Genomic DNA, 11679 nt, shown 5'->3' with positions numbered 1-11679 from the left:
GGTAGTTTTATTGATGATAATTTTAGTCATAAATATTATCTAAAGAGATAGGATAAGATAATTTAAAAATAAATCAATAGTTTCGAATCTTAGGAGGAAGATATTGATGAAAATTGAAGCAGCAGTAGCGCATAATGTTGACGAAGATTTAGTAATTGAAGAGGTACAATTAAAAGAACCTGGCAGTGATGAAGTTTTAATTAAGATTGTAGCCACAGGCGTTTGTCACACGGATGCAGAGTCAATTAAAGGAAGAGGGGCACCATTTCCTGCAGTACTTGGCCATGAAGGGGCAGGAGTTATTGAAAAGGTTGGTTCTAATGTGACAAATCTACATACAGGAGATCATGTTGTATTATCTTACAGTTATTGCGGAGAATGCTCACAATGTTTATTAGGAAATCAAAATTTATGCGAAAGAACTGTAGAACTTAACTTTGGTGGTAAATCAATAGGTGGTACATATAATATTCATCAGAATGATCAAGAACTCTCAACATTTTTTGGTCAATCATCCTTTGCTACCTATTCTGTAGCAAATAAGAACAACGTAGTAAAAGTAGATAAAGAAGTAGATTTAGCTTTATTAGGTCCATTAGGATGCGGTATTCAAACAGGTAGTGGTACCGTAATGAATAGTTTACGTCCCGAACCTGGTACTTCAATTGCTATTTATGGTGGTGGTTCAGTAGGTCTTAGTGCGGTAATGGCGGCTAAGATTATAGGATTAAAGCATATTATTGTAGTAGACCTTCATCAAAATCGGTTAGATCTTGCAAAAGAACTAGGTGCTACCCATGTATTAAATGGTAAGGATGTAGATGTAGTACAAGAAATTAAAAATATTACAAATGGTGGCGTTCACTTTGCAGTTGAAACAACTGGTGCTTCTCCTGTAATAAAACAATCGATTCATGCACTACGTGTATCAGGTACAGTAGCCATTGTAGGAATGGGTGGAGATGTTACTTTAAATTTTACAGATGATATATTAATGGAAGGTAAAAAAATTATAGGGACCGTGCAAGGTGATTCTATTCCTCAATTACATATTCCAAAATTAATTCAATACTATAAAGAAGGAAAATTTCCATTTGATAAATTAGTAAAATTTTATGATTTTGAAGATATTAATAAAGCCTTTGAAGAATCGAAGACCGGTGTAACACTTAAACCAATTGTGAAAATTGCTAAATAACTAAGCTTCTTATAACAAAAGCATCCTATATAATAGCCAAGAACTAGACTATTTATAGGGTGCTTTTGTATTTCGCTAGAAAAAAATAAAAGTAAAAGGATGTTTTTCTTAAATAACGATTTTAAATATTTGTATGTATGATTTTTAATAACTTTCATTGTGTATAAATATTGATGATACGAGGAGGAAAAAATGAATTTTCATCGGAAACCCATTACGTTTGTAAGTCAAGTTAATTTAAAGGTAAAAAATATAAAACGATCAGTAAAATTCTATAAAGAAATTATCGGTCTTAAAGTATTGGAAGAAACCGAACGTAAAGCACAATTAAGTGCTGACGGAAAGAAAGTACTATTATCTATTGAACAACCTAGTGACGTAATAACAAAACAAAATCGTACTGTTGGTTTATTTCACTTCGCATTACTATTACCTAATCGCTCTGATTTAGGCGAATTTTTAAAACATATACTTCAAGTAGAGTATCCTTTGCAAGGAGGTGCCGATCATCTTGTGAGTGAGGCACTGTATTTATCTGACCCTGATGGAAATGGCATAGAGATTTATTGTGACCGTAATCCGTCTGAATGGGTATGGAAAAGAAATGAAGTAGTAATGCCATCAGAAGAATTGGATGTTAATGACCTCTTAGAGAACATAGAAGGAAAGGAGTGGAGTGGTCTCCCTGTCGGTACTATAGTAGGTCACATACACTTACATGTATCAGAATTAAAGAAAAATCAGGAATTTTATATAAAGGGACTTGGTTTTGAAGTTGTGAGTCGATATGATAATCATGCAATATTTATGTCAGAAGGTAAGTATCATCATCATGTCGCTTTAAATATATGGAATGGGATAGGTGCTCCGCAACCTCCGATTAACAGTGTGGGTCTAGAGTCTTTTTCTTTGATGATTGCTAGTGAAGAAAAGAGAAATAAAATTGTTACTCAATTGAAAAATATTGGCGCATTTGTAAAGGAAGAACATGGTTCAATTATTACTGCAGATCCTTCCGGAAACCGCATTCGTTTAATAATCTAATTTGTGATGTTATATTAGATAAAACTATATTAGCGAGGTATTTCGCTAATATAGAAACTGATCAAAATATATAAACGTAAACATACTATTTATAATAAGGAAATTGATGCAAATACTATAATTAAACTCATTGAAAAGTATAAAAAGAGAGTGGCTTTAAAAGCCATTCTCTCATTAACTATGTTTGTCACTTTAAAGATATCGTCTATGCTGCTTTTTCATTAGCTATAGCTGTTTTTTTCGTTTTTAAGAAAAAAGATAGCAACAGTCCGACAATGGATAATATGGTTGCGACCCAAAACACGGTGTTATAACCACTAATCGCAGCATCTCCTGCTACTTGTGCCATCTCTTCCTGTTCGGACAAGCCTGTTAAATCCGCTTGATCTGGTTGATAATTACTTGCTGTTGTTGTCATTAAGGTAATTAAGATCGCTGTCCCGATAGATGCAGATACTTGTTGCATAGTATTAGCCATTGCTGTACCGTGTGAATGCCATTCATCTGGCAATTGATTTAATCCAGCAGTCATTACTGGCATCATAACAAGTGATAACCCAAACATACGAATTGCATAGATGATGACAAGGTAGCTAAATGCTGTATCAAGTGCAAGGTTCGTAAACAAGAATGTGGTAATCGTAACTATCGTAAGTCCGCTTGCAGCTAACCATTTCGCACCAAACTTATCGAACAACATACCGGTAATTGGTGACATAATCCCCATCACAATTGCACCTGGAAGTAGCATTAGACCAGAGTCTAAAGGAGAGAAATCTCTTGTGTTTTGCATATAGAGTGGTAATATCGTCTCAGCACCAATTAATGCCATTAGTACAATCATCGTGATGACTAATGATAATGAATAGACAGGAAATTTAAAAACACGAAATTCGAGCATTGGTTTTTTAATTTTAAGTTGACGAATGATAAATAGTGTTAAAATAACCGCACCACTAATAATAATTGTTAATGCAGTACTATTTAAACCGCCTGATGCCTCACCTGGACCGTGTCCGCCAATACTGCTAAATCCGTATAGTAAGCCACCGAAACCAAATGATGACAACAAGATGGATAGTATATCAATTTTCGGAAAGGTTTGCTTTGTAACATTTTTAACATATATAGATGCAAAAATAATTGCGATGATTACAATTGGCAATACTACGTAAAATAGTCCTCTCCATGAGAAGAATTCAAGCAACCATCCAGATAATGTTGGACCAATTGCAGGTGCAAAGGAGATAACAATCCCTGCCATACCCATTGCTGCACCACGTTTTTCGATTGGGAAGACAGCTAACATAACGGTCATCATTAGTGGAAGCATGATTCCGGACCCTGACGCTTGGATGATACGTGCTGCAAGTAATAATTCAAAACTGTGTGATATGGAAGCAATGAATGTACCTACTGCGAATATAGTTATTGCAGTAATAAATAATTGTCTTGTCGTAAAACGTTCAATGAGAAAGGCAGAGATAGGGATCATAATCCCATTTGTAAGTAAAAATGCGGTAGTTAGCCATTGTACCTGTGTTTCGAGTATACCAAAATCTTCCATGATACTGGGTAATGCTGTTGCCAGTAATGTCTCATTTAAAAGGCCTACAAAAGCCCCAATTAACATGACTGCAACCATAGGTATTCGCTTAACATTTGCTAAATTCGTTTGTTGATTCATAAATCTTCCCCCTGTTGTAGCAATTGTTCTAATTGCCATATTTTTATTTTTAATTCTTTTTTTTGTTTTAGAAAATGCAACAATGCTTCTAATAAAGGAATATTGATATTCTCTTTATTCCATTCTGTTTCTATTAACAGAAGTATTTCATTATACTTTGACTGCTCAGATTTATCATTAATATTGTGAATCATTTGCTTCAAATCCTGGATAAGTTGTGTCATATTTCTTGGATTGCTGTACGCTAGTAAAGGTTCTTTTTCTTCAATATGCTGGATGACAGAATGCATATGGTGACTAATCCAACTAGCAATTGATGATGGAGAAATATGCAGTTGACGATGGATAACAATCTGGATGATATACTCACGCATCATCCCTTCTAATAGTAGAACTAAATCTGATATATACTTTTCCAATCTTTTTCCATATATGTGGAAAAAGATATCGTAGTGATTGTTTAGCGTTGCTTCATGTAATTTTTCCATACGATCGGTAATTTCACCATTAGAATTAGGTGTAAATTCTCTGAAAAGAACATAGAAAAAAGGTTGGTTTTCCATCCATGCTTCGACTTCTAACTCAATATAGTTAGTTAGCGAATTTATGGAAGTTGATTCTTTCCAATCAAATTTATTTGTACGTTGAGTAATTTTATGTTGGTATTCATCAATTAAATCTAACATTAACTCTTGTTTAGATTTAAAGTAGTTGTAAAAACCGCCTTTTGAAATTTTTGCGCCATTGGCAATTTCCTGAACAGATGTTTCATTAAACCCTTTTTCTGCGAATAATTGTAAGGCGACTTGGGTAATTTCAGTTTTCTTATTCAATATTCCATCCCTCCGTATGACTGTCTGGTTTAATTTAATGACTTATTGGTCATGTGATTATATTAAGGGGTTTATGAAAGGATGTCAATCATTAAAATTAATGAACAAGTTATTTTTTCTAGTATCAAGAAAGAGAGTGGTGTAACGAATATTCAAATTTTCTTGCAACTTCCTTTATGATAGCAATATTTGTGTTGATAGCTTTAATCATATGATAATGATAAGGTTTGAATCAAAATATATTATCGCTATATAGGCTTATTACTTGTATTATTAGTTGTTCAGATTTAAAATAAATATAGTAATATCAATTTTGAAGGTTACAATATTTTAGATGTTTAGTATCAAAAGGGTAAAAGGAGTTGAAATGGATGCTTACAAAAGAAGAGTTACCACCATGTCCAGTAGCAACTACAGTAGGATTGATAGGCAATAAATGGAAATTATTGATTCTTCAACAACTTTTAAAAGGTACCCAACGCTTTGGAGAATTAAAGAAAAGTATTCCTGCTATAAGTCAGAAAGTTTTAACCCAGAATTTACGATCTATGGAGGAAGATGAAATTATCATACGAGAAGTATATGCTGAAGTACCGCCAAGAGTAGAATATAAATTAAGTGAATTAGGAAATACACTAAAACCTATTATTAATGTTATGGAAGATTGGGGAAAGGAATATCAAAACACAGTTCTTAGCGAATCAGGAGAATAATAATGATATGAATGAATCATTGTTGACCCTTTCAATATTGGTAGGGTCTTTTTTATATGATATCATTTAGATTACTGATTAAAGAAATCACTAATTTCATCTTCTTTTTAAACTAATTAGAGACAAAGATAACAAGACGTAATGAGTAATAGAATGTGCAAGTGAGAAATGATGACTTTCTATTAATTAACATAGTTTAATTCCCACCCTTTTTTGCATTTTAAATGTGAAGGTATTCATATTTGATAATTTTACATTTATTAGTTCAAAAATTACTGTGAAGGTATATTTTTATGATATGGAGTCAATTTTTTTAAATTTATAATTGACACCGATTACAAAATAGGTTAGGATAGTTAACATAATTAAATATAAAATCTTAATGTTGGATTGTGACCTAATTGGGCAAAACCTAAGTTGATGAAAGTATTACAAGTTTGTAATACTGTTATCGATTTAGGTTTTTTTATTGCTAAGTTGCTATGGGGGTGAAAAACAAAATGTTAATCAGAAAAATATTTAACAATAACGTTGTCCTTGCTGAAGCAGAAGGGGATAATGAACTTATTTTAATGGGACGTGGAATAGCCTTTCAAAAAAAAGTCGGCGATTTAATAGACAAATCCAAAGTGGATAAAAAGTTTGTACAAGGCTTGTCAAATCAACTTTCAGAGTTGTTAGTGGATATTCCGCAATCTCATTTAGATCTGGCAATTGAAATCATTCAAAATGCAAAATCTAAGTTATCCCAAAAATTAAGTGAGTATATTTATTTAACCTTAACCGACCACTTGGATTTTGCTATAACAAGGACGAAGAATGGACAAATCCTTAGTAATCCATTGCTATGGGAAATAAAAAAAACTTATCCTACAGAATATAAAATTGGTCAGAGTGCCTTAGAAACTGTAAAAGACAGATTGGGCATTGTTCTCCCAGAAGATGAGGCGGGATCAATTGCACTACATCTAGTGAATGCTCAGAACGGTGTCCATGAAATGGATCAAACAATTGAGATAGCCGAGATAGTGCAAGACATTTTACAAATAGTTAAATATCAGTTTGGAATTGACTTTAACGAGGATTCAATAAATTATAGCAGATTTGTAGTACATCTTCGTTTCTTTGGTCAAAGGCTACTGGAAAAGCAAACAAATCCTCATGAGAGTAATGACCTTTTTGAAATTGTAAGAGAGAAATATCCAAATGTCTATGACTGTGTTGAGGTAATTAATGGATATCTAAAGAATGCAAGGAATACGCATCTTTCTAAATCAGAAATGGTCTATCTGATGCTCCATATTCAACGAGTGACAGATAGGTCAAAAAAATAAATACACAATCTTGGGATTGTAACTGTTAAAGGCAAAACCTGAGTTGTATGCAATAAAAGGATAATCATCCTTCTGTATATAACTTAGGTTTTTTTATAGGATTTTATTTTTTGTCAAAAGGAGCTGTGAATATGAATTATGAACATATATCAAAAAAAATCTTAACAAATGTAGGTGGTAGTCAAAACATTAATAATCTTGAACATTGCATGACAAGACTACGCTTCAATCTGAAGGATGACAAGCTTGCAAACAAAACAGAGATTGAAAACACTCCTGGAGTAATGGGCGTTATGGAGAAGGGTGGGCAGTTCCAAGTTATTATCGGAAATGATGTCAAAAATCTTTATAAAGAGTTTGTGAAAATTGCCGGAATAACAGGAGAACAAAAAAACTCAACGAACGATAAAAAGCAAGGAGCTCTAGATAATTTTCTTGATACACTAGCTGGGGTATTTACTCCAATTCTACCTGCTATCGTAGGGGCAGGGATGATTAAAGGTTTACTGTCAGTGCTTCTAATAGCAGGTTACGTATCAGAAGAGAGTCAAACATATCAAATATTTAATGCTTTAGCAGATGGGGCTTTTTACTTCTTGCCAGTTTTGATTGCATTTAGTGCTTCGAAGAAGTTCGGAATGAACCCTTTTGTTGGTGTTGCTATAGCTGGAGCTGTACTTTATCCGAGTTTGACAACATTGATGACAATGGCTAAGGATACTGGAGAGAACCTATCATTTCTTGGTTTGCCGGTTACACCTGCAACATACTCGGCTTCTGTTATTCCGATGTTCTTAACTATCTGGTTCGCATCTTATATAGAAAAAATTACTGATCGCTATACACCTAATGCTCTTAAAATAATCATTGTTCCAACAGTTACTTTGCTAATCGCAGTCCCTGTGTTTCTGATTGTAATTGGTCCAATAGGAGCTATTCTTGGCAAAGGACTTGCTACAGGAGTAACTTTTCTCTTTCAATTTGCTGGTCCGCTTGCAGGTTTAGTCCTCGGTGCTGTGATGCCTTTACTAGTAATGATAGGAATGCATTATGCTCTTGTTCCAATTATTATAGAGTCTATTGCAACGAATGGTTATGATTATATCTTACCAATTTTGACCGCAAACAATATTGCTCAGGGTGCTGCAGCCTTTGCTGTCTTTTTTATAGCAAAAAACAAAAAATTCAAATCACTTGCATTTTCAACAGGTATAACAGGTATGTTTGGTGTGACTGAACCTGCAATGTATGGGGTTAATCTTCGACTAAAGAAACCATTTATAGCAGCGATGATTGGGAGTGCTGCTGGTTCTGCTTTCATGATGATTTTTGATGCAAAAGCTTATTTTTACGGAAAAACTGGTATTCAAGGAATTCCAATGTTTATTGGTGAGACGTTTATTTATGCCATTCTTGGATCTATTATTTCAATCGTGGTTGCGATAGGAATAACTTTACTCCTCAGATTCGATCAAACAATTATTGAACAAGGCACAGAAGAGAAGGGGAAAGAGAAAACAGAGGTAGAGGTTCGTCCTACTACAGTATTTAGTCCAATGAAAGGGATTGTCAAACCCGTCGAAGAAGTGGATGATATTACATTTTCAAGTAAAATTATGGGTGAGGGGATAGCTATTGAGCCTACACAAGGTCGTGTAGTTTCTCCAGTTAATGGAACCGTGACTTCTCTTTTTAATACAAATCATGCAATTGGGTTAACTAGTGATACTGGAGTTGAGCTTTTGGTCCATGTAGGATTAGATACAGTGAAACTAGGAGGTGAATTTTTTGAATCCCATGTTAAACAAGGGGATGAAGTATCAGTAGGAGATCTTCTTATTGAATTTGATCTCGAAACAATTAAAACCGAGGGTTATGATATAATAACGCCAATCATTGTTACAAATAGTAAGGAGTTTACCGATGTTACGCACAAAAAAAATCTTGAAAAAATAGATGAAACAGAAGCTTTACTTGAACTTTCAGTCTAAAAGTAAATAGCTCAGCTGATGAAATTAGAAAATAAAAGTAGATGAAAAGACATTTTATCAAGGACTTTTATATTTTGAATCTATAATTATATGAATTGGAGGAATATTAACAATGTTTCAAATAAAAACAAAATTTCCAGATAATTTCTTGTGGGGAGGTGCAACGGCTGCTAATCAATTTGAAGGAGGAAGTAACGTTGGTGGTAAAGGGCTTTCTGTCTCTGATGTTTATTATTTTGATGAGGATATTCCAAAAGAGCAGTTGTCAAATCAATGGCTTAAAATGACTCGTAAACAAGTAGAAGAAGCTCAGGATCCAACAATTAAGAAGTATTATCCTAAAAGACATGGTGTGGATTTTTACAATCATTATCAGGAAGACATTGCACTATTTGCAGAGATGGGATTTAAGGCTTTTCGTATGTCTATTGCTTGGACACGAATTTTTCCAAATGGAGACGAGCAGGAACCAAATGAAGAGGGACTAGCGTTTTATGATCGCGTCTTTGATGAATTAAATAAATATGGAATTGAACCAGTGGTTACGTTATCACACTATGAAATGCCACTGAACCTTGTAACAAAGTATAATGGATGGGTGAACAGGGAAGTAATAGATTTATTCGTCCACTATGCTACAACCGTCTTTGAACGATATAAAGGGAAAGTAAAGTACTGGATGACATTTAATGAAATAAACTCATGTAAACATCATCCATATGTTAGTCTTGGATTGATAGATGAAGACCACCTTCATCTTGAACAGGCAAAATATCAAGGTGCTCATCATCAATTTGTAGCAAGTGCACTTGCTACAAAAGTCTTAAAAGAAATAGATTCTGAAGCGAAAATGGGCTGCATGGTTAGTTACACATTATTTGTTCCATATAGTTGCGCACCAGAAGATTTCCAGAAAACAATGGACAGACAACGTGATGCATTACTATTTAGTGACGTTCAAGTAAGAGGATATTATCCAGGCTATACAGCTAGGTTACTAGCTGATCGTAATGTTGTGTTGAAAATGGAACCGGAGGACGAACAAATCCTAAGAAACAATCCAGTAGATTATGTATCTCTCAGCTATTATATGTCTAGTGCGGTTAGCGCACAACCGGAAAATCTTGAAGGAGCTATAGGCAACTTATTGGTTGGAGGAATCAAAAATCCTTATCTCCCAGAAAGTGCTTGGGGATGGCAGATTGACCCCAAAAGTTTAAGATCTGCGTTGAATCAGTTATATGATCGCTATCAAAAACCATTATTCATTGCTGAAAATGGCTTAGGAGCTGTAGATACATTAGAAGAAGGTGACATTATAAATGATGACTACCGAATTTCGTATTTAAGAGAACACATTAAACAAATTAAAGAAGCAATAGCAGACGGGGTTGATGTTTTTGGCTACACTAGCTGGGGCTGTATTGATATGATAAGTGCTTCAACAAATCAAATTTCAAAAAGATATGGTTATATTTATGTTGATCAGGATGACATGGGAAACGGGACTAAACGACGAATAAAGAAACAATCATTTTATTGGTATAAGCATGTGATAAAAACTAATGGTGAACAACTAGAATAAATTTTTAATTGAGAATAACATGTAAAATTAGCTGATGAGAAGGTATTAAGTAATGAATCTAGAGAATTCATGTATTTTATTTTTCTTTATATCGTTATGGTACATATTGATCGAATGATTAAAAAAATTACTGAAAATCAGGAATTGTAACAGGCGATGGTGGAAAACGGAAAAAAATATGCGAATTCGAAAATAGTATAGATATGGAAGGAGAATAAATGAAAAAAATAATAATCAAAGCTAAGAGGTTTGTCTAGAGAAGAGATGGCTTCATATAAAGACAAGTTTCTTTCTATGAATACCGCAGAAGAAGTGGAGATATTTGTAAGAAAAGTATCAAAATAATAGCTTCAAAACACTTCACACTAAGTTAATTTGGTTGTTTGATGCGAGAGTTATAGCTAGGATATCAAGTAGGAAAATTTATAAAATCTAATAAGACTTTTAAGAACGTCTTCGAACAATAAGTAGTTCCGTTTCGGTGGAGGAACATAAGAAAAAGTATACTAAATAAGAGACCAAATCGCATATGATTTAGTCTCTTATTTTTTTATATATTAACGACTCCAGGATATAAACACTTGAAATAGCATACAAAATCACAACCGAAATAACATAGTTTCCAATAGCTGTCAATTTGCTAATTGCAATGTTAATTAGTATGCCATTTCATTTGCATTGTTGATTTTTAACGAATGCTCTACCTTAGTGTTAGTGGCGAATCACTGCTTGCCAGCTCATATCAATAAATATTTTAATCATGCGTTGATCGATGGAATGATTATCAATGCGCCCTTTCAAATAATTCATGATAGGATCGAATATATAGGTGACGAGAAGTTTCGTATCCACATCTTTAAATAGGTTTTGCTGTATTCCTTTTTCAAACACGCTATAAATATGATGAAATAGAGATTGTCCTTCTTGTTGTGCAAAATTATTGATTAAAGGTGAGTTAGCAAACTGTGTTAAAAACAATAAATGTGCTGTGTTTTCAGGTAAAAACTTAACAAAGTTTGTCAATGCATGGCTGAAAGCTTCAAATAATTCTAAACTATCGCGAAAATCTCTAAATGTTGCTTCGCTAATATCCTCTTTTACCCCTAAATATACCTTGTTAATTAAATCCTCCTTGTTTTCAAAATAAATATAAATGGTTGCTACAGATACATCTGCCTTTTTAGCAATCTTTGAAATAGATGTACCTGATAATCCTAATTCATTAATCGATTCAATAGCGGAGTTAAAAATACGGTTATATTTAGCATTGTCTTTTAATCGCATGTCATCAATA

9 protein-coding genes are annotated in these 11679 nt (G+C 33.6%); 6 read left to right on the top strand and 3 right to left on the bottom strand.

Features of this window, described 5'->3' with window-relative positions; genetic code table 11:
* Nucleotides 1-106 precede the first annotated feature (106 nt).
* Entirely contained in the window at nucleotides 107-1198 is a 1092-nt protein-coding gene (locus BMW36_RS12750) for an NAD(P)-dependent alcohol dehydrogenase (RefSeq protein ID WP_089741697.1), read from the top strand.
* 192 nt (nucleotides 1199-1390) lie between these two features.
* On the top strand, nucleotides 1391-2242 hold the full coding sequence (locus BMW36_RS12745) for a VOC family protein (RefSeq protein ID WP_089741695.1): 852 nt from the start codon (nucleotides 1391-1393) through the stop codon (nucleotides 2240-2242).
* A 205-nt stretch (nucleotides 2243-2447) separates the two neighbouring features.
* Here BMW36_RS12745 and BMW36_RS12740 read toward each other — a convergent pair whose 3' ends face one another.
* Both BMW36_RS12740 and BMW36_RS12735 read right to left on the bottom strand, forming a co-directional pair.
* Nucleotides 2448-3929, bottom strand: a complete 1482-nt coding sequence (locus BMW36_RS12740; RefSeq protein ID WP_089741694.1) for an MDR family MFS transporter — start codon at nucleotides 3927-3929, stop codon at nucleotides 2448-2450.
* Nucleotides 3926-4762 (bottom strand): TetR/AcrR family transcriptional regulator, encoded by an 837-nt coding sequence (locus BMW36_RS12735; protein ID WP_175480462.1) that lies wholly within the window; start codon nucleotides 4760-4762, stop codon nucleotides 3926-3928. Before BMW36_RS12735 ends, BMW36_RS12740 begins: the two co-directional genes overlap by 4 nt.
* Nucleotides 4763-5133: 371 nt before the next feature.
* Here BMW36_RS12735 and BMW36_RS12730 point away from each other — a divergent pair, with 371 nt between their 5' ends.
* The 4 genes from BMW36_RS12730 to BMW36_RS12715 all read left to right on the top strand — a co-directional run bounded on the left by BMW36_RS12730 (nucleotide 5134) and on the right by BMW36_RS12715 (nucleotide 10385).
* Nucleotides 5134-5475 carry a winged helix-turn-helix transcriptional regulator gene (locus BMW36_RS12730; protein ID WP_089741690.1) on the top strand — a complete coding sequence of 114 codons (342 nt, stop codon included), beginning with the start codon at nucleotides 5134-5136 and terminating at the stop codon, nucleotides 5473-5475.
* 500 nt (nucleotides 5476-5975) lie between these two features.
* Entirely contained in the window at nucleotides 5976-6809 is an 834-nt protein-coding gene (gene licT / locus BMW36_RS12725; RefSeq protein WP_089741689.1) for a BglG family transcription antiterminator LicT, read from the top strand.
* Nucleotides 6810-6940: 131 nt separating this feature from the next.
* A complete protein-coding gene (locus BMW36_RS12720) occupies nucleotides 6941-8800 on the top strand; it encodes a beta-glucoside-specific PTS transporter subunit IIABC (RefSeq protein ID WP_089741687.1) in 1860 nt (619 codons plus the stop codon).
* 112 nt (nucleotides 8801-8912) lie between these two features.
* Nucleotides 8913-10385 carry a glycoside hydrolase family 1 protein gene (locus BMW36_RS12715; RefSeq protein WP_089741685.1) on the top strand — a complete coding sequence of 491 codons (1473 nt, stop codon included), beginning with the start codon at nucleotides 8913-8915 and terminating at the stop codon, nucleotides 10383-10385.
* A 711-nt stretch (nucleotides 10386-11096) separates the two neighbouring features.
* Here the strand turns inward: BMW36_RS12715 and BMW36_RS12710 are convergent.
* A complete protein-coding gene (locus BMW36_RS12710; protein ID WP_175480461.1) occupies nucleotides 11097-11669 on the bottom strand; it encodes a TetR/AcrR family transcriptional regulator in 573 nt (190 codons plus the stop codon).
* Between the last annotated feature and the right edge of the window lie 10 nt (nucleotides 11670-11679).

It is taken from the genome of Gracilibacillus ureilyticus (assembly GCF_900111195.1).
GTDB classification, from domain to species: Bacteria; Bacillota; Bacilli; order Bacillales; family Amphibacillaceae; genus Gracilibacillus; species Gracilibacillus ureilyticus.
Note: the sequence above shows the minus strand (reverse complement) of the source record. Positions and strands in the feature narration are given on the sequence as shown.